The sequence below is a fragment of the Aeromonas sp. QDB14 genome (genome assembly GCF_027707845.1).
Classification (GTDB): Bacteria; Pseudomonadota; Gammaproteobacteria; order Enterobacterales; family Aeromonadaceae; genus Aeromonas; species Aeromonas caviae.
This window is the reverse complement of the sequence record NZ_JAPCJD010000077.1, coordinates 1-19504: the sequence shown is the minus strand read 5'-3', so window position 1 is coordinate 19504 and position 19504 is coordinate 1. Positions and strand designations below refer to the sequence as shown.

The window sequence follows — 19504 nt, the reverse complement described above, 5'->3', positions numbered from 1 at the left end:
AAATCGGCTCAAACATGAAGAAATGAAATGACTGAGTCAGCCGAGAAGAATTTCCCCGCTTATTCGCACCTTCCCTATCAATATTATTTACTTATATCCATAAATGATATTTATAAATTTCAATAAAAAAAGCGCCTCCCGAGGGAGGCGCTTTTCAGTTCTATACAAAGCAATCAGCGATTACAGGGATTCAGCGGTCGCCACCACATTTTCCACGGTAAAGCCGAATTCCTTGAACAGCAGCTCGGCCGGGGCAGACTCACCGAAGGTGCGCATGCCGATGATCTTGCCGCCAAAGCCCACGTACTTGTACCAGTAGTCGGCGATGCCGGCTTCGATGGCCACACGCTTGGTGACGGCGGCCGGCAGGACGGACTCTTTGTACTCGGCAGATTGAGCGTCGAACACGTCGGTAGACGGGATGGAGACCACGCGCACGGCACGGCCCTTGGCAGTCAGCTGCTCATAGGCAGCCACGGCCAGCTCCACTTCAGAACCGGTGGCGATCAGGATCAGCTCCGGGGTACCGGCGCAATCCTTCAGCACGTAACCACCCTTGGCGGCATCGGCCAGTTGCTGGGCGGTGCGGTCCATCTGGGCCAGGTTCTGACGGGAGAAGATCAGGGAGGTCGGGCCGTCGGTACGCTCGATGGCGTGTTTCCAGGCGATGGCGGACTCTACCTGGTCACACGGGCGCCAGGTGCTCATGTTCGGGGTCAGACGCAGGGAGGCGATCTGCTCCACCGGCTGGTGAGTCGGACCATCTTCACCCAGACCGATGGAGTCGTGGGTATAGACGAAGATGGCGCGCTGCTTCATCAGGGCGGCCATGCGCAGGGCGTTGCGGGCGTACTCCATGAACATCAGGAAGGTGGCGCCGTAGGGGATGAAACCACCGTGCAGGGCGATGCCGTTCATGATGGCGGACATGCCGAACTCGCGCACGCCGTAGTGGATGTAGTTGCCTGCGGCGCTCTCGGGAGTCAGGGACTTGGAGCCGGACCACATGGTCAGGTTGGACGGCGCGAGATCCGCGGAGCCGCCCATGAATTCCGGCAGCAGCTTGCCGAAGGCTTCCAGGGAGTTCTGGGACGCTTTACGGGTCGCGATCTTGGCCGGGTTGGCCTGCAGGGTTTCGATGATCTTGGCGGATTCAGCAGCCCAGTTGGCCGGCAGCTCGCCAGCGGAGCGGCGCTTGAACTCGGCAGCCAGGGCCGGGTGAGCGGCTTCATAGGCGGCGAACTTGGCAGCCCAGTCGGATTCGAGCTTGGCGCCCTTCTCCTGACCGTTCCACTCGGCGGCGATGTCGGACGGGATGACGAACGGCGCGTGGTCCCACTTCAGGAAGGCACGGGCGGCGGCGATCTCGTCGTTGCCCAGCGGTGCGCCGTGGCAGTCGTGGGAGCCGGACTTGTTCGGGGAACCGTAGCCGATGATGGTGCGGCAGCAGATCAGGGTCGGCTTGCCGGTCTCGGCCTTGGCGGCTTCGATGGCGGCGTTGATGGCTTCCGGGTTATGACCGTCAACGGCCGGGATGACGTGCCAGCCGTAGGCTTCGAAGCGCTTGGGAGTGTCGTCGGTGAACCAGCCTTCTACGTGACCGTCGATGGAGATGCCGTTGTCATCCCAGAACGCGATCAGCTTGCCCAGGCCCAGGGTGCCGGCCAGGGAGCAGGCTTCGTGGGAGATACCTTCCATCAGGCAGCCATCGCCCATGAAGGCGTAGGTGTAGTGGTCGACGATGTCGTGACCCGGCTGGTTGAACTGCTCGGCCATGGCCTTCTCGGCGATCGCCATGCCCACGGCGTTGGTGATGCCCTGACCCAGCGGGCCGGTGGTGGTTTCAACGCCCGGCGCATAACCGTACTCCGGGTGACCCGGGGTGCGAGAGTGCAGTTGGCGGAAGTTTTTCAGATCGTCGATGGAGAGGTCATAACCGGAGAGGTGCAGCAGGGAGTACAGCAGCATGGAGCCGTGGCCGTTGGAGAGAATGAAACGGTCGCGGTCGGCCCACTTGGGGTTGTTCGGGTTGTGTTTGAGGTGGCTGCGCCACAGCACTTCAGCGATATCCGCCATTCCCATGGGGGCGCCCGGGTGACCGGAGTTGGCTTTTTGAACGGCATCCATACTCAATGCACGAATGGCATTGGCAAGCTCTTTACGAGAAGGCATCTGTATCTCCTGCGATTGCTTCATTTGATGGCCAAGATTAAGGCGCGTTATTGTCCCAGCAGGGGGCGCGGCGTGCAAATATTATCTGGGCGAATAAAGTGGCTTTGGGAGCACAATCGCTTTTCTGGGCGGGGAAAACGATTCAATCCGCCCCCTGCCTTACCTCCATGGAGGTGGATCCCTTCCCCATCCCGCCCCGGGCGGCTCCACCCCCAAATAGTGCTGGCAATCACCGGATGACCTATTTAAAATAGACGTCCAGATGTAGATACCTCTACAGTCATCCTGTCATTATCCGGTTATGGCCAAGGCGATAACCCTTACGAATCGAGAACCAAACATGGCAAAGCTGTTTACTTCCGAGTCGGTCTCCGAAGGCCATCCCGATAAAATCGCCGACCAGATCTCCGATGCGGTGCTGGACGCCATCCTGCAGCAGGACACCAAGGCGCGCGTCGCCTGCGAAACCCTGGTCAAGACCGGCATGGTGATGGTAGCCGGCGAAGTGACCACCTCTGCCTGGGTCGACATCGAACAGATCGTGCGCGACACCGTGCGCGAGATTGGTTACACCCACTCCGACATGGGCTTCGACGCCGACTCCTGCGCCGTGCTGAACGCCATCGGCAAACAGTCTCCGGACATCAACCAGGGCGTCGACCGTACCGACCCGCTGGAGCAAGGTGCCGGTGACCAGGGCCTGATGTTCGGCTACGCCACCAACGAAACCGACGTGCTGATGCCCGCGCCCATCACCTACTCCCACCTGCTGGTGAAGCGTCAGGCAGAAGTGCGCAAGAACGGCACCCTGCCGTGGCTGCGTCCGGACGCCAAGAGCCAGCTGACCTTCGCCTACGACGACGCAGGCAAGATCCTGGGTGTCGATGCCGTGGTGCTCTCCACCCAGCATTGCGACTCCATCAGCCACAGCGATCTGGTGGAAGCGGTGCGCGAAGAGATCATCAAGCCGGTGCTGCCCGCCGAGTGGATCAACAAGGACACCAAGTACTTCATCAACCCGACCGGTCGTTTCGTCATCGGCGGCCCCATGGGTGACTGCGGTCTGACCGGTCGCAAGATCATCGTTGACACCTACGGCGGCATGGCCCGTCACGGTGGTGGCGCCTTCTCCGGCAAGGATCCGTCCAAGGTGGACCGCTCCGCCGCCTACGCCGCCCGCTACGTGGCCAAGAACATCGTGGCCGCAGGTCTCGCGGATCGCTGTGAAGTGCAGGTCTCCTACGCCATCGGCGTGGCCGAGCCCACCTCCATCAGCGTCGAAACCTTCGGCACCGGCAAGGTGGCCGAAGCCCTGCTGGTCAAGCTGGTGCGCGAGTTCTTCGAGCTGCGCCCCTATGGCCTCATCGAGATGCTGGATCTGAAGCGCCCGATCTACCAGGCAACCGCCGCTTACGGCCACTTCGGCCGCGACGAGTTCCCCTGGGAGAAGACCGACAAGGCCGAGCTGCTGCGCGCTGCCGCTGGCCTGTAAGGCTCGAGGTTGTGATAAAAGGGGAGCCTGGCTCCCCTTTTGCTTTAGTGTCCTGTCCCGAGGATCCCATGCCTGCCACTGCCACCCGGCTTGACCCCGCCCTCATCGAGACGCTGCTCGCGCGTGTCGAGGCCTGCTTTGTGCAGGCCGAAACGCGCCTTGGCCGCACCTTTCCCCGCCCGCAAGTCCATTGCAACATGCGGGGCCGGGCGGCAGGGTCTGCTCGGCTGCAAACCTGGGAGCTGCGTTTCAATCCGGCGCTCTATCAGGCCAATCAGCAGGCGTTTCTCAGGGAAGTGGTGCCCCACGAGGTGGCGCACCTGCTGGTCTATGCGCTCTGGGGAGAGGGGCGCGGCAAGAGCCGGGTACTGCCCCATGGCCGCCAGTGGCAGTCGGTGATGCGGGAGCTGTTCGGCCTCGAACCCAGCACCACCCACAGCTTCGATCTGGGGGTGCTGGCCCAGCGCACCTTCGTGTATGCCTGCGCCTGCCAGCAGCATCCCCTCTCCGTGCGCCGCCACAACAAGGTGATACGCGGCGAGGCCCGCTATCACTGCCGCCGCTGTCGCCAGCCCCTGGTGTGGCAGCGCGACACGACGGCGGATTGAGTCACCCCGTGTCGCGCTCCTGTGATAGGGTGCGCGCTTACTTCATTCAACTGTCTCATTGCCAAGGATATTCATGTTTCGCCCTCTGCTCTCCCTCTGCCTGGCCCTGCTGGTCAGCGCCCCGGCCCATGCCGACAACATCCAGACCTTTCGCGCCGCCAAGCAGGATCTGAACAAGCTCTACCAGAGCCACCCCGTCACCTTCTACTGCGGCTGCAACATCAAGTTCAGCGGCAAGAAGATGGCCCCCGACTGGGAGAGCTGCGGCTACCTGCCGCGCAAGCAAGCCGAGCGGGCCTCCCGCATCGAATGGGAGCACGTGGTGCCCGCCTGGGAGTTCGGCCACCAGCTCCAGTGCTGGCAGGACGGGGGTCGCAAGAATTGCGGCAAGAGCGACGAGTTCAACAGGATGGAGGGAGACATGCACAACCTCTTCCCCGCCATCGGCGAGGTGAACGGCGATCGGGCGAACTTCCGCTTCAGCGACTGGAACGGCAAACCGAACCAGTACGGCAAGTGCCAGATGCTGGTGGACTTCAAGGAGCGCCAGGTGCAGCCGCCCAAGGGGCCGGTGCGTGGCCAGATCGCACGCGCCTACCTCTACATGAGCCAGCAGTACGGACTGCGTCTGGCAGCCCAGCAGCGCAAGCTTTACGAAGCCTGGGACAGGCAGTATCCGGCTGATCGCTGGGAGTGCGAGCGCAACCGCCGTATCGGCAAGCTGCAGGGCAATACCAATCCCTTCATTGAAAAGCAGTGCCAGTAACCCCATTTGACCAGGGAGGGGGAGCGTCCCCCTCCTCCTGAATCCCTTCACTCTCTGTCTCGCGAGCCTTGCTCGCCGCCGTGCAGTAGGGTATTGAAGGGTTTCCAAGCAAGAGACTGACTATCAGCCATGCGCATTCCACGTATCTATGAACCGGCCAGCCTGCAGGTGGGCCAGACCCTCGCCCTGTCGGAAGACGGTGCCAATCACATCGGCCGCGTGCTGCGCATGCAGCCGGGCCAGCAGCTCGAGCTGTTCAACGGCGACGGCCACCAGTACCCCGCCACCATCACCAGTGTGGGCAAGAAGTCCGTTGAGGTGACCATCGACAGTTGCGAGACCCGCTCGGTGGAGTCACCGCTGGCCATCCACCTGGGTCAGGTGATCAGCCGCGGCGACAAGATGGACTTCACCATCCAGAAATCCGTGGAGCTCGGCGTCACCTGCATCACGCCCCTCTTCTCCGAGCGCTGCGGCGTCAAGCTGCCCGCCGATCGGCTGGAGAAAAAACGCGAGCAGTGGCAAAAAGTGGTGATCAGTGCCTGCGAGCAGTGCGGTCGCAATACCGTGCCCGAGGTGCGCATGCCGATGGAGCTGGACGCCTGGCTGGCGGAAGAGACTCAGGAGCTCAAGCTCAACCTGCACCCGCGCGCCCCTTACAGCATCAACACCCTGCCCATCCCCGAGCACGGCGTGCGCCTGCTGATCGGCCCGGAAGGGGGCTTGTCCAGCGACGAGATCGCCCGTACCGTGCAGGAAGATTTCAAGGAGATGCTGCTGGGGCCACGGGTGCTGCGTACCGAAACCGCCGCCCTGACGGCGATTACTGCGCTGCAATGCCGCTTCGGCGATCTGGCCTGACAGCCGACCCCACCCCAGCCCTCCCCTTCGCAGGGGAGGGAGCAACAGGCCCCTCCCCCTTGTGAAGGGGGAGGCAGGGAGGGGGTCATCACATCCAATCGAGCCATTAGGAAGGAAACTCGGATGACCATTAAACTCGGCATCGTGATGGACCCCATCTCGGCCATCAACATCAAGAAGGACTCCAGCTTCGCCATGCTCGAAGAGGCGCAAAAGCGCGGCTACGAGCTGTTCTATCTGGAGATGAAGGATCTCTACATGGAGGCCGGTCGCGCCTTCGGCACCATGCGTCCGCTCACCGTCAAATATGACTATGCCGACTGGTATAGCCTCGGCGAGGTGGTGGATCAGCCGCTCTCCAGCCTGGATGTGATCCTGATGCGCAAGGATCCCCCCTTCGACACCGAGTTCATCTACGCCACCTACATGCTGGAGCGGGCCGAGGATGAGGGTTGCCTCATCGTCAATAAGCCCCAGAGCCTGCGCGACGCCAACGAGAAGCTCTACACTGCCTGGTTTGCCGAGCACACCCCGACCACGCTCGTCACTCGCAGAGCCGACAAGCTGCGGGCTTTCCACGCCAAGCACAAGGACGTCATCCTCAAGCCGCTCGACGGCATGGGCGGCGCCTCCATCTTCCGCATGAAGGAGGATGACGCCAACGTCGGTGTCATCATCGAGACATTAACCTCTCACGGCAGCCAGTACTGCATGGCGCAGACCTATCTGCCCGCCATCAAGGATGGCGACAAGCGGGTGCTGGTGGTGGACGGCGAGCCGGTACCTTACTGCCTGGCCCGGATCCCGGCCCAGGGTGAGACCCGTGGCAACCTGGCGGCCGGTGGCCGTGGTGAGGCCCGCCCCCTGAGCGAAGCGGACTGGGCCATCGCCCGCGCGGTGGGCCCGACCCTGAAAGAGAAGGGGCTCATCTTCGTCGGCCTCGACATCATCGGCGATCGCCTGACCGAGATTAACGTCACCAGCCCGACCTGCATCCGCGAGATTGAGGCGGCCTTCGACGTCTCCATTACCGGCATGCTGATGGACGCCATCGAGCGCCGACTGGGCCGCTGACCCCTTCCCCAGCGACCCGTTGCCGCAGCGAGGAAACACACACAAGGGGCCGTGAAGGCCCCTTTGACTGCCGGCAAAAAGCGGTTTTGCCCGCCGCCATCAACTGCCATAATCACCCCAAATACCTTTGCACGCTAAGAGATACATACGCTCCATGCAAACACTGCAAAATCACTTTCTGCTCGCCATGCCGAGCCTCACGGACGCCTATTTCCAGCGCTCCCTGGTCTATCTGTGCGAACACAGCAGCGAAGGCGCCATGGGACTGGTGGTCAACATTCCGGTCGACATGTCCCTGGACGCCATGCTGACCAAGCTCAACCTCAATCCCCCCGCCACCGCCGAGATGAAACAGCCGGTGTTGCAGGGGGGCCCGGTGCACGGGGATCGCGGCTTCGTGCTGCACAGCTTCCGCCCGGGCTTCAACTCCACCCTGCAGGTGAGCGACGAGATGATGGTCACCACCTCCAAGGACATCCTGGAGACCCTGGGCACCGACGAGGCGCCGGACCACTGGCTGGTGGCGCTCGGTTACGCCGGCTGGAGTGCAGGCCAGCTCGAGCAGGAGCTGGTGGATGGCGCCTGGCTGGTGATCCCCCCCAATCCCAAGCTGGTCTTCGATACCCCCATCCACCTGCGCTGGCAGCAAGCCGCCGCGAGCATTGGGGTCAACCCCCTGCACCTCTCCAGCCAGGTGGGCCATAGCTGACACCCCGGCCCTCCCCCCACAAGCAGGGGGAGACAGGGAGGGGGCTTCCCCCTTCATTTATCCATCCATTTCGAGGAGACCCCATGTCATCACGCAGCATCATGGGCTTTGACTACGGCACCAAGAGCATCGGTGTCGCCATCGGCCAGGAGCTCACGGGCAGCGCCCGCCCCCTTCGCTCCCTCAAGGCCAACGACGGCATCCCCAACTGGGACGAGATAGAGAAGCTGATCAAGGAGTGGCAACCGGATCTGCTGATCGTCGGTCTGCCCCTCAACATGGATGGCACGGACCAGGAAATCACGGTGCGAGCTCGCAAGTTCGGCAATCGCCTGCACGGCCGCTTCGGCAAGCCGGTGGAGTTCAAGGACGAGCGGCTCACCACCACGGATGCCCGCGCCCGCCTGTTTGAACGTGGCGGCTACAAGGCGCTGGACAAGGGGAGCGTGGACGGCGTCTCCGCCCAGCTCATCGTCGAAGCCTGGATGGAAGAGCAGTACGACTAAACCGGGGTGCCTCCTCCCCCTTGCTTCTCTTTCGCCGCCCCGCTCTCCATAGGCCCGCCCCAGGCAAAACGCGTCATCCCCGCCGCGGCCAGGCCATAGAGCCGCCGGATCTCCCCCCGCAACCACATCACCTTGGCATCCTGATTGTGGCGCTTGTGCCACAGCAGGATGAAGGCGATCTCCAGCTGGGCATAGAGGGACTCTTCCAGCGGCAACGGCATGGGGATGAGGTCGGGGTGATGTCTGGCTGCATAGTCCGCGCAATATGAGGGCACCACGGCGATCAGCTCGTGGCTCTTTTGGGCGGCGATGTGCAGCGCCTGCTCGAAGCTCGCCACCATGATGGGCACCTGCCGCCTGTGGCCTTCGTCCTCCAGCAGATCATCCAGTGCCCAGCTGTCGCTGGCCTCCCACACCACGCTCACCTGGGGGCAGGCCAGAAAGCGGGTCAGCGACCACGTCTGCCCGAGCAAGGGGTGATCCTTGCGCAGGAACACCACGGGACGATCGCAGAACAGCACCTCGTGATCGATGTAATAGGGCAGCCGGTTGACCCTGGCATGGGAGCGGCCGTGGGTCTCCCGGGCGCAGAAGCCGAGGTCCGCCTCCCCGTTGACGATGTCGTTGAGGGAGTGGTGATCACAGCCCAACATCCTGACCACGGAATGGGGGTACTTCTGGTAGATGGTCGTGGGCAGCTCGCTCAGGAAGCTGATGCCGAAGGGGGACTCCATCACCAGACTGAAGCGGGCCCCCTCGGGGATCGCCTCGCGGTTGAGGGTGCTGATGCTCTCGGTGAGCTGGAACCAGGTCTTGAGCTCCTCTGCCAGGGTCAGGGAGAGGTTGGTCGGCTGCAAGCCCTGGCGCACGCGCACGAAGAGGGGATCCCCGAACCAGTCCCGCAGCTTGCCGAGCGCCTTGCTCACCGCCGACGGGGTGACACACAGCTTCTTGGCCGCCCCCGCCACGCTGCGCTCCTGCATCAGGTGCCTGAAGACCACCAGCAGGTTCAAATCGAGTTCACCCAGATTGCGCATCGCGTATCTCCTATCCCCGAGCCCGGACTCGCCGGATCGCACGCCATGGTAGCAGCACCTTCACCACCAGGTAACCGAGCAGCGCCAGCAGGAGTGCCAGGATCAGCATCCAGAGCGCAGGCATCCCCAGATGGCCCATCCCCCAGATGAAGAGCCCGGACAACCCTATCTGCATGATGCAGAGCAGGGCACTGGCCGATGCCACCTGATCCCCGCACACATCCAGCGCCTCCCCCATCGCCACCCCGAACCCGCAGGAAAACCCGATGCAGACCAGGGCACACCCCGCCAGCAGCCAGGACAGGCCGCCTTCGGGCCCGCTGCTGCACAACAGGGCGAGCAAGGCCAGCAGGTAGGCGAGATGGGAGAGCGCCAGCACCCTTGCCTTGCCGAGCCAGCGCAGCAGCAAGGGGGTCAGGAAGGAAGCGGACATGCTCACCCCGGCCATCGCCATCATCAGCCGGGTGTACTGCTCGGGAGGCAGGCCGAACGTGGTCATCAGGACGAGGGGCGAGACGCTCACATAGACCAGGATGGCGGTCACGCTGGCACTGGTCAGCAAGGCGCGCTGCATGAAGGGGGCCGTGCCCAGCAGGGCCAGCGGCGATGCCCCCGCAGGCTGGCGGGCGGGGCGGGTCTCCTTGAGCAGTCGCAGGTTGACCAGGGCACTGATGGCGGCCACCAGCGCCATGCCCATGAAGATGCCGCGCCACTCGAAGTGCGACAGGATGAGATAACCGAGTACGGGAGCCAGCACCGGAATGACGCAGATCACGCCGTTGATGAGGGAGAGAGCCATCGCGAGGCGCGCCTGGCTCAGCACATCCCGCAGCACGGTGAAGGTCATGATGTAGAGCGCTCCAGCGCCCACCCCTTGCCAGAAACGCCCCAGATAAAACTGGGCGATGCCGGTCGCCTCCGCCGCCACCAGGGAGGCGACCACGAAGATGAGGGCGCCCCCCAGCACCACGGGGCGCCTGCCATGGCGATCCGCCAGCATGCCCCCCGGCAGCACGGTAGCCGCCATGCCCAGCAGATAGATGGAAAAAGCGGTGTGGATCTGCGCCTCGCTCCCCTGCAGGGTTTGCGCAATGCGGGGCACGGCCACCAGATAGAGATCGATCCCGAGGGGATAGAGGATGATCATCAGAAAAGTACACAGCAGAAACATACCCATGAAGGCTCCATAGCAGCAGGTTTCACCATCACAGGTGCGCTGTCAGCGAGATTGACAACTCAATCCTGCAAAAGCAGAGGAAGATGCCGGGCACTATAGAGCGGGCGGCCTGCCGGGGCCTAGTGACGAGATGGCACTCGGTGGATGCCAATTCGGACATCTCCCGCAGGAGAGGTCCGGACTAGCATGCTCATCGACCCGCCCCCTGCCAGGTCGCCCTTGAGGGGTTGGGTCCGAAGTAACGGGCACGCGGCGATGCGGCGTGCCCTCAAGGCTCAGCGAAGGCGCTCCATTACCTGGCCAGTTGCGTCAAGATGGCGTGGGCCGCCTTGATGCGCGCCTCGTTGGGGTAGTTGCGATTGGCCAGCATGACGACGCCGATCCCTTTGGCCGGCACGAAGGCCACATAGGCCCCGAAGCCGTTGGTCGAGCCGGTCTTGTTGAAGAGCACAGGGTGCCCTGTTGCAGCGGGCGCGGGCGCCGCCGGGTTGGCATTGTAAATCATCGCCGGGGAGTTGCCCGCCAGCAGCGTCTGCTCGCTGACGGGATAGGCGTAACGCTCCCAGCCCAGTCCCTGGGTCATCTCCCCCACCGCATACTGGCCCTGGTGAGTCAGATCGATGGCCTGCTGCATGGCCGCATTATCCACCCCGCTGATGCTGGCCTTCACAAAGCGCAGCAGATCCGCCGAGCTGGTCTTGATGCCGTAGGCCTCGTCCGCCAGCATGCCGGGAGTGACGCGGATGGGCTTGTCCTCCTTCGAGTAGCCGTAGGCGTAGTGCCCCATGGCCTGCTCGGGCACATTGAGGTAGGTATGGTACAGGCCAAGCCCCGGCAGGATCGTCTGCTCCATCAGGCGATCGAACGGCTGCTTCATGCTGCTCGCCGCCAGATAGCCAAAGAGCCCGATGCTGGGGTTGGCGTACTGGCGATGGGAACCCGGCGAGTAGGCTGGGGTCCACTGGCGGTAGTAGGCCTGCATCTTCTCGAGCGAATCCACCTCCTCGGGAAATTGCAGCGGCAAGCCGCCCGCGCTGTAGGTAGCCAGCTCCCCCATGGTGATGTTGTCAAAGGCGGATCCCTTGAGCCAGGGGGCGAACAGACTCGCCTTGTCATCGAGCTCGAAGCTCCCCTGCACCACGGCATAGGCCCCCAGCGTCGCGGTCAGGGTCTTGCTCACGGAGCCTATCTCGAACAGGGTCTGCTCGCTGACACCGACTGCGCGCTCCCGATCGGCCACACCGTAGTTGAAATAGTGGGCCTTGCCATCCTTGAGCACGGCCACCGCCATGCCCGGGATCCTGTGCTCCTTGAGTAGCGGCCGGATGCTGGCATCCACCACGGGGCGCAGGGGATCGGTCACCGCCTTGTCACCGGCATGAGCCAGACCGGCCCACATCAGGGTGGCCAGAGCGCCCCACAGGATGGATTGTCGTTGTTGCATTGCATGTCTCCTGACTGTCGTTAGCAAGGTATCGCCATGGCGGCGATTGATGAGCCCAGCATATTCCCGCGAGGTGTGCTGCCGATGAGGCTCTGTGAAGTCTGTGTGAAGCCGCCCCCTCTTTTTACCCATGAAAAAGGGGAGCCATGGCTCCCCTTCAATCACCTTGCAACGCGGGCTTATTTCTTGCCCGGGTTGTCCCAGATCCCCTCTTCCAGCTGGCTGCGCAGCTCCGGGTATTTGTTGGCATCGAAGGTCGGCACGCGGCCCACCTTGAGCTGGTCGTTGTAGTCCTTGGCCAGCTTGATGGCGACGCCGGAGAGCAGCAGGATGGCCACCAGGTTGACGATGGCCATCAGCCCCATGGAGACATCCGCCAGAGCCCACACGGTCGGCAGTTCGCCCACGGAGCCGAACATCACCATGCCCAGCACGAACATCCGGAACAGCATCAGGCCACCCTTGTGGTTGTGCTCGAGGAACACCAGGTTGGTCTCCGCATAGGAGTAGTTCGCCACGATGGAGGTGAAGGCGAAGAAGAAGATGGCCGCTGCGATGAAGATGTTGCCACCGCCGCCCACCTGGGAGGAGAGCGCGCGCTGGGTCAGCTCGACACCGGTCACGCCGGAACCCGGCTCGAACTGGCCGGACATCAGGATGATGGCGGCAGTACAGGTACAGATGACGATGGTATCGAGGAAGACCCCAAGCATCTGCACATAGCCCTGGGAGGCCGGGTGCGGCGGATAGGGGGTGGCGGTGGCGGCAGCATTGGGGGCAGAGCCCATGCCCGCCTCGTTGGAGAAGAGGCCGCGCTTGATGCCGTTGATCATCGCCTGGGAGATGGCATAGCCCATGGCGCCGGAACCTGCCTGCTCGATGCCGAACGCAGACTTGATGATGAGGGCGAAGATACTCGGCAGCTCGCTGATGTTCATGAACACCACGAACAGCGCCATCAGGATGTAGGCCAGTGCCATGAAGGGCACCACCAGCTCGGCAAAGCGGGCGATGCCACGAATGCCGCCGAAGATGATGAGACCGGAGAGCACCACCAGGGCCAGACCGCTCACCCAGTCAGGGATGCCGAAGGCGACGTTCATGGCCAGGCTGATGGAGTTGGCCTGCACCGCGTTGAACACCAGACCGAAGGCCAGCAGCAGGCAGAGGGAGAAGACCACCCCCATCCAGCGCATGCCGAGGCCGCGCTCCATGTAGTAGGCGGGGCCGCCGCGGTAGTTGCCATCCTCATCCTTGACCTTGTAGAGCTGGGCCAGGGTGCTCTCCACGAAGGCGGTGGCCATGCCGATGAAGGCGATCAGCCACATCCAGAAGACGGCGCCAGGGCCACCCAGATAGATGGCGACGGCCACACCGGCCAGATTGCCCGTCCCAACACGGGCCGCCAGGCTGGTACACAGAGCCTGGAAGGAGGAGATGCCGGCGCTGTCGGATTTGCGACTGTTGCGCAGGACCGAGAACATGTGGCCGAAGTGGCGGATCTGGATAAAGCCCAGGCGGAAGGTAAAGAAGATACCGACCCCGATCAGCAGGTAAATGAGCACGGCTCCCCACATCAGGTCGTTAATCATTGCAATCAAGGTGTCCATAATTCTCTCGTTGTTATCACATCCATGGCCAGTCTGCGCTGACCGCTCTCTGTCAATTTCCGAACCAGCATTGCGCCGAAGGGGCGGAATCTAGCATAGCGAGGGAATTCAGAATAGTGACAGGGCTCACTGGGGAGACAAAAAACGAGCAATTTGATGCAAAAAAGCTTCATTTAGCACGCAATAAATCAACAAAAATTGATGTGCAACCCAGCCCCTCACAAATTAGAGCCAATAGAGAACCATTTTACAACTCATCCCATGGGGGTAAAAACCGCTGAGCGAAACGACATCAGGGAGACAAGCGTTTGCCTCTCATGCCTCATCGGCAAGGGGTTGTAACGCAAAACGTTTTACACGTAATTAAATTTCAAGTAGCTGACAGAACTATTTATGTGACCTCCCGCACAAATTCATGAATCCACCAAAATAATTGCGCTTTTCCATGTCGGAGCCAGCCGCCACACCATGAATAAAACTCGTTTTTTATCAAACACTTTCACTCGACAGCCGGTACCGCTTTCACCACCTGGCTGATTCGCATACAAGCCCCCCTATTGCAGGATGCGCCACATCCGTATTAATTAGGCAGGCAATGACGATGGGGCCTGCCCATCGCCCCTTTCTGAGCCTGAGCCGCCGGGATCTTGTAATTTAATTTCAGAACTGCCGTCTCATGCCCACCACCCTGGGATTGCTCCCTCATAAAGAGATGATATTTGCCATGGCCGATAAATTGACCCAGCTGAAAGCCCTGACCACAGTGGTTGCCGATACCGGCGACATCGAAGCCATCAAGCGCTACCAGCCCATCGATGCCACCACCAACCCCTCTCTGGTACTCAAGGCCTCCGAGATCCCCGAGTACGCAGCCCTGATCCAGGACGCCATTGCCTGGGCCAAATCCCAGAGCCAGGACAAGGCACAGCAAATCATCGACGCAGGCGACAAGCTGGCGGTCAACATCGGCCTCGAAGTGCTGAAAATCGTCCCGGGCCGCATCTCCACCGAAGTGGACGCCCGCCTCTCCTTCGACACCGACGCCAGCATCGCCAAGGCCCGCAAGCTGATCCGCCTCTACAACGAAGCCGGCATCAGCAATGATCGCATCCTGATCAAGCTGGCCTCCACCTGGGAAGGGATCCGTGCCGCCGAGGTGCTGGAGAAAGAGGGTATCCAGTGCAACCTGACCCTGCTGTTCTCCTTCGCCCAGGCTCGTGCCTGTGCCGAAGCCGGTGCCTTCCTCATCTCCCCCTTCGTGGGCCGCATCCTCGACTGGTACAAGGCCAAGAACGGCCGTGACTACACCGCCAGTGAAGATCCGGGCGTGGTCTCCGTCACCGCCATCTACAACTACTACAAGCAGCACGACTACCCGACCGTGGTCATGGGCGCGAGCTTCCGCAACACCGGCGAAATCCTGGAACTGGCCGGCTGCGACCGCCTGACCATTGGCCCCGCTTTGCTGGAAGAGCTGAGCAAGGCCGAAGGCACCGTGGTGCGCAAACTGGACTACACCGGCGAGCGCACAGCCAAACCGGCCCCGATGACCGAAGCCGAATTCCGCTGGGAGCTGAACCAGGACGCCATGGCCGTCGAGAAGCTGGGGGAAGGCATCCGCCTGTTCGCCATCGACCAGGGCAAGCTGGAAACCATGCTGGCAAGCCACCTGTAAGGCCGCTCGCCACACGGCTCTCACAGAGCGAAGTGGCGCTGCAAAAACCGGGCTCCCGAAAGGGCAGCCCGGTTTTTTTGTGCCTGTTTCCGGTTGTCACAACTTCGTCATAAAAACGTTTTATTTTCAAAGGCGTCGTGTTATACGGATGGTGAAAACCATAAAACCAAGGAGGGAGCCATGGACATGTTCAACTTCGATTTTGACGAGGTCGTTGAGCTGGGTTCACGTAGCCGCGGGACAACGGGAAAAAAACGCAAATGGCGTGAGATTGAGGCGCTTAAAGACAAGCACCGCCTGCAAAAGGAGCTGCAGGCCATCGACATCGCCTATGAAGGATCGGACGACCTGGAGCTCTGATACGCCCACGTCGCCCATGTTTCACTCCAGCGAGTGGAGCCATAAAAACAGCGCCCCGGATTGACCGGGGCGCTGTTTTTATGGGTGATCCTGTCAGGCTGCAGGCAGCGAGAGCTGTTTGGCCAGCGCCTGGAAGTGCTGGCTCACCTCCGCCCCGAACAGGGGATCATTGATGGCCCGGTTCTGCCAGAGCTGTTCGAGATGACGCCAGTCATCCTCGGTCAGGGAGTCGCGCAGATGGGGGAAGATGACCCCTTCCTCATAGTTCATGTGCGCCTCCTGCTGCTCGATGAACTGCTCCAGACAGGCCACGAACTGATCCAGCGGGATGACCGCATCCATCAGGATCATCTCCACCATCTCCTTGAGCTCGGTCCCTGCATCCAGCAGACGGGCGTGCTCCTCGTGCAGCCGGTTGGCCACTTCCCCCTCCACCACCCTGTATTTCAGGTAGTAGTCATAAATCATGTCTTCCTTCGGGTGGTGGTACTTGTCAGATACCTCGCGCAGATAATCCACCACATCCCGCAGCAGGAAGTAGCTGACCGGCTGCTCATTGCGAATGGCCGCCAGCTTTTGCTTGAGCAGCGTCAGCAACCGGGTGATGTTGAGGTGGTCCTTATGCAGACTGGATAACATGGGCACTCCTTGCACTGAAATGAGAAAACGTCTGTCTCGAGTATACGGTCATTTATTGCCTGAACTTTGCACTCAATCAAGTCGGATGCAGACAGCGGCTGCACCAGTCTCTCACCACAGGAGGCACAGGGGACACCATTTCCCCTGTGCATGCACGGCGTCAGGCCGCCGGATCGGCGCAGACCGAGAGCCAGTCGATGGGACTGCGTCCTTGCTGGACCAGCAGGCGATTGGCCTCGGAGAAGTGGCCGCAACCGATGAAACCGCGATGGGCAGAGAGCGGGCTGGGATGGGGGGCGCTCAGCACATGGTGGCGCGACCGGTCGATGAAGCGCCCTTTCTTCTGGGCATGAGCGCCCCACAGCAGGAAGACGACTCCCTGGCAATGGGCATTGATCCGCTCGATGACCCGATCGGTAAAGGTCTCCCACCCCAGGTGGGCGTGAGAGTGCGCCATGCCCGCCTGGACCGTCAGCACCGTATTGAGCAGCAGCACTCCCTGTCTGGCCCAGGATTCCAGGAATCCGTGATTGGGTGTGACAAAACCCGGCAGATCCCGCTGCATCTCCTTGTAGATGTTGACGAGGGACGGCGGCGTGCGCACTCCGGGCAAGACGGAGAAACAGAGGCCGTGCGCCTGGTCCGGGCCGTGATAGGGATCCTGCCCCAGAATCACCACCTTGACGTCATCCAGCTCGGTCAGTTTGAAGGCATTGAATACCTCGGTCGCCGGGGGATAGATCACCTTGCCCGCCTCCCGCTCGGCCCTGACGGTGGCCAGGGTGTCCATGAAATACGCCTGCTCTTTCTCCGAACCAATCACATCTTTCCAGGTCAGCACACCCGTCTCCTCTCGTTGCGAATCCACTCCTTCCATCCTGGCTGGCATGCCAGCCTCTCCCTCTCCCCACTCCCCGCCTTCTGTCCAGCTTGGCACCGCTATCTCCTCGGTCAATAGAGCAAGGGGCTCAGGATAGGGTCCTCGCCCCCAAGACGCAACCGCATGGAGGTCAGGCTCAGCCTTGCCAGCCTGGGAAGTGGCGGCGGCGTTCACGGGCAATGACCGGTGCTGCGTCGACACAGGAATAACAGGGCATCCTCGGACAGGCCTCATGGGCAGGCCGGTTTTCGCTGACACCAGAAATAAACCCTAAAGGTGTAGTTAAATTACTAGATATGAATAATAAAAAATGCATAATTCATATATCTTACAAAAACAGAAAAATGATCTGTTTTTGATTCAACTCAATGATTTAATCCCTTTCAATGCACGCAAAATGGAGCTTTATTGATTTGGATCAATTTTCGTAATATTACCGTCGTGGTATATATGGCCCCAACGAAGTAAAGGTGTAAGGCAAGGCCCCGTTAAATCATTCCTTCCAAGAGGTGGTTTAAAAACATCAGGGTAATGTGCTTACCGTTGAATCCGCTTTCCTATGAGGAGTCATACCATGATCAAGGGCATCCAAATCACCCAGTCCGCCAACGCCGCTCTGCTGAACTCTTTCTGGCTGCTGGACGAAGAGAAACAACAGGCTCGCTGCATCTGCGCCAAGGGCGACAGCTTTGCCGCCGATCAGGAAGTCAGCCTCTCCGACCTGGGTCAATTCGAATACCGTGAACTGCCGGTTCAGCAAGAGCCTGTGGTCGAAGGGGGTCAGCACCTGAACGTCAACGTACTGCGCCGCGAAACCCTGGAAGACGCCATCGCCAACCCGGAAAAATACCCGCAGCTCACCATCCGCGTCTCCGGTTACGCCGTGCGTTTCAACGCCCTGACCCCGGAGCAGCAGCGTGACGTGGTAACCCGCACCTTCACCCAGAGCCTGTAAGGCACCCTGCGTAAAGAGATAAAAAAACGGCCCCCTCGGGCCGTTTTTTCATGGGTGATTATCACCGCCGGAACCTGGTTCAGCTTCGCAGGTCCACCGGCCTTGCCACCACGGGTTTCGCCAGGGCGTCCTGCATGGTGGCCTCGTCGAGCTGATCGCAGTAACGGGCCACCACCAGGGTCGCCACCCCGTTGCCGATGAGGTTGGTCAGGGCGTGCGCCTCCGACATGAAGCGATCAATCCCGAGGATCAGCGCCAGCCCGGCCAGCGGCAGATGCCCTACCGCCGAGATGGTGGCTGCCAGCACGATGAAGCCACTCCCCGTGACTCCGGCCGCCCCCTTGGAGGAGATAAGCAGCACCACCAGCAGGGTGAGCTGATGGAACAGGTCCAGCGGGGTGTTGGTCGCCTGGGCGATGAAGACGGCGGCCATGGTCAGATAGATGGAGGTGCCGTCCAGGTTGAAGGAGTAACCGGTCGGGATCACCAGACCCACCACCGATTTCTTGCAGCCCAGCGCCTCCATTTTCACCAGCATGCGCGACAATACGGATTCCGACGAGGATGTTCCGAGCACGATCAACAGCTCTTCCCGGATATAGGCAATAAAGCGCACAATGCTGAAGCCATTGGCTTTGGCGATACTGCCGAGCACCAGAAAAATAAACAGCAGGCAGGTCAGATAGAAGCTAGCAATTAATTGCCCCAGCTGCACCAAAGAACCAATACCGTATTTCCCTATGGTGAATGCCATGGCACCAAATGCCCCGATCGGCGCCAGCTTCATGATCATGTTGATGATGCCGAAAATAACCTGAGAGAAACCATCGATGATATTGAAGATGGGTTTTCCCTTCTTCCCGATATGATGCAGGGAAAATCCGAACAGGACGGCAAACAGCAACACCTGGAGTATATTGCCGCCGGCAAAGGCACCGATGACGCTGGCCGGTATCACATCCAGCAGGAAGGGAATTATCCCCTGGGACTGGGCCTGATCCGCATAGACGGAGATGGCGCTGGCGTCGAGTGAGGAGGGATCCACATTCATACCGGCCCCTGGCTGCAGCACGTTGACCACGCACAGACCGATGATCAGGGCCAGGGTGCTCACCACTTCAAAATAGATCAGCGCAATGGCACCGGTTTTGCCCACCGCCTTCATGCTTTCCATGCCGGCAATGCCGGTGACCACGGTACAGAAAATGACGGGGGCGATGATCATCTTGATTAATTTAACGAAGCCATCACCAAGGGGTTTCATATCTGCGCCCAGACTCGGATAGACATGTCCCAGACATATTCCGATGGTGATTGCCAATATCACCTGAAAATAGAGGCTACTGACAATTTTCTTGTGCATGCTCAACGTCCTGTTAATAAGTGTGACTCCACTGACAGCAAATAACGCATGCAGCAGTCTGCGGCGAGAAATAGGGTTATCTCACCCGCTTCATACCTTTTCCTGATTACCCATGACCCTCAGCCAGCTTCAAGAGCCGATATGGCATCGGAGGGCTTGCCACGACTGCATGCCCC

Annotated in this window: 18 protein-coding genes; 10 read left to right on the top strand and 8 right to left on the bottom strand. The window is 60.9% G+C overall.

Annotated elements, in window-relative coordinates; translation table 11 throughout:
* Positions 1 to 180: 180 nt before the first annotated feature.
* Complete coding sequence (gene tkt / locus PG887_RS18705; protein WP_104455515.1) at positions 181 to 2172, bottom strand: transketolase; 1992 nt, start codon at positions 2170 to 2172, stop codon at positions 181 to 183.
* A gap of 340 nt (positions 2173 to 2512) precedes the next feature.
* On the opposite strand from tkt, the gene metK reads away from it, so the two are divergent.
* The 7 genes from metK (at position 2513) to ruvX (ending at position 8188) form a co-directional block, all read left to right on the top strand.
* Complete coding sequence (metK, locus tag PG887_RS18700) at positions 2513 to 3664, top strand: methionine adenosyltransferase (protein WP_010673869.1); 1152 nt, start codon at positions 2513 to 2515, stop codon at positions 3662 to 3664.
* 68 nt (positions 3665 to 3732) lie between these two features.
* Positions 3733 to 4272 carry a SprT family zinc-dependent metalloprotease gene (locus PG887_RS18695; protein WP_124244350.1) on the top strand — a complete coding sequence of 180 codons (540 nt, stop codon included), beginning with the start codon at positions 3733 to 3735 and terminating at the stop codon, positions 4270 to 4272.
* A 73-nt stretch (positions 4273 to 4345) separates the two neighbouring features.
* Positions 4346 to 5038, top strand: a complete 693-nt coding sequence (locus tag PG887_RS18690; protein WP_039040144.1) for an endonuclease — start codon at positions 4346 to 4348, stop codon at positions 5036 to 5038.
* 129 nt (positions 5039 to 5167) lie between these two features.
* The gene (gene rsmE, locus PG887_RS18685) at positions 5168 to 5899 is read left to right on the top strand and encodes a 16S rRNA (uracil(1498)-N(3))-methyltransferase (RefSeq protein WP_052816450.1); all 732 of its coding nucleotides are present in this window, start codon (positions 5168 to 5170) and stop codon (positions 5897 to 5899) included.
* Between the two features lie 123 nt (positions 5900 to 6022).
* Positions 6023 to 6973, top strand: a complete 951-nt coding sequence (gshB, locus tag PG887_RS18680) for a glutathione synthase (RefSeq protein ID WP_104452499.1) — start codon at positions 6023 to 6025, stop codon at positions 6971 to 6973.
* A gap of 154 nt (positions 6974 to 7127) precedes the next feature.
* A complete protein-coding gene (locus tag PG887_RS18675; protein ID WP_010673864.1) occupies positions 7128 to 7682 on the top strand; it encodes a YqgE/AlgH family protein in 555 nt (184 codons plus the stop codon).
* An 83-nt stretch (positions 7683 to 7765) separates the two neighbouring features.
* Positions 7766 to 8188 carry a Holliday junction resolvase RuvX gene (gene ruvX / locus PG887_RS18670; protein ID WP_010673863.1) on the top strand — a complete coding sequence of 141 codons (423 nt, stop codon included), beginning with the start codon at positions 7766 to 7768 and terminating at the stop codon, positions 8186 to 8188.
* Here ruvX and yidZ read toward each other — a convergent pair.
* The 4 genes from yidZ to PG887_RS18650 form a co-directional block, all read right to left on the bottom strand.
* Positions 8185 to 9225: an HTH-type transcriptional regulator YidZ gene (yidZ, locus tag PG887_RS18665; RefSeq protein ID WP_270822549.1), complete on the bottom strand. Its 1041-nt coding sequence runs from the start codon at positions 9223 to 9225 to the stop codon at positions 8185 to 8187. The genes ruvX and yidZ overlap by 4 nt on opposite strands.
* A gap of 10 nt (positions 9226 to 9235) precedes the next feature.
* Positions 9236 to 10402, bottom strand: a complete 1167-nt coding sequence (locus tag PG887_RS18660; protein WP_201921768.1) for an MdtL family multidrug efflux MFS transporter — start codon at positions 10400 to 10402, stop codon at positions 9236 to 9238.
* Between the two features lie 292 nt (positions 10403 to 10694).
* Complete coding sequence (blaMOX, locus tag PG887_RS18655; protein ID WP_200164171.1) at positions 10695 to 11846, bottom strand: CMY-1/MOX family class C beta-lactamase; 1152 nt, start codon at positions 11844 to 11846, stop codon at positions 10695 to 10697.
* 179 nt (positions 11847 to 12025) lie between these two features.
* Entirely contained in the window at positions 12026 to 13456 is a 1431-nt protein-coding gene (locus PG887_RS18650; protein WP_042880806.1) for an alanine/glycine:cation symporter family protein, read from the bottom strand.
* A 724-nt stretch (positions 13457 to 14180) separates the two neighbouring features.
* Here PG887_RS18650 and tal point away from each other — a divergent pair.
* On the top strand, positions 14181 to 15131 hold the full coding sequence (tal, locus tag PG887_RS18645) for a transaldolase (RefSeq protein ID WP_010673859.1): 951 nt from the start codon (positions 14181 to 14183) through the stop codon (positions 15129 to 15131).
* Between the two features lie 180 nt (positions 15132 to 15311).
* Positions 15312 to 15491 (top strand): DUF3545 family protein, encoded by a 180-nt coding sequence (locus tag PG887_RS18640; RefSeq protein WP_010673858.1) that lies wholly within the window; start codon positions 15312 to 15314, stop codon positions 15489 to 15491.
* Positions 15492 to 15584: 93 nt separating this feature from the next.
* Here PG887_RS18640 and PG887_RS18635 read toward each other — a convergent pair whose 3' ends face one another.
* Both PG887_RS18635 and ung read right to left on the bottom strand, forming a co-directional pair.
* Positions 15585 to 16130, bottom strand: coding sequence for a hemerythrin domain-containing protein (locus PG887_RS18635; RefSeq protein WP_010673857.1), 546 nt, complete (start codon positions 16128 to 16130; stop codon positions 15585 to 15587).
* A gap of 160 nt (positions 16131 to 16290) precedes the next feature.
* Positions 16291 to 16971: a uracil-DNA glycosylase gene (gene ung / locus PG887_RS18630; protein ID WP_010673856.1), complete on the bottom strand. Its 681-nt coding sequence runs from the start codon at positions 16969 to 16971 to the stop codon at positions 16291 to 16293.
* Between the two features lie 613 nt (positions 16972 to 17584).
* Here ung and grcA point away from each other — a divergent pair.
* Positions 17585 to 17965 carry an autonomous glycyl radical cofactor GrcA gene (gene grcA, locus PG887_RS18625; RefSeq protein ID WP_010673855.1) on the top strand — a complete coding sequence of 127 codons (381 nt, stop codon included), beginning with the start codon at positions 17585 to 17587 and terminating at the stop codon, positions 17963 to 17965.
* Positions 17966 to 18044: 79 nt separating this feature from the next.
* Here the strand turns inward: grcA and PG887_RS18620 are convergent, their stop codons facing one another.
* The gene (locus tag PG887_RS18620; RefSeq protein WP_270822541.1) at positions 18045 to 19328 is read right to left on the bottom strand and encodes a dicarboxylate/amino acid:cation symporter; all 1284 of its coding nucleotides are present in this window, start codon (positions 19326 to 19328) and stop codon (positions 18045 to 18047) included.
* Positions 19329 to 19504: the final 176 nt, after the last annotated feature.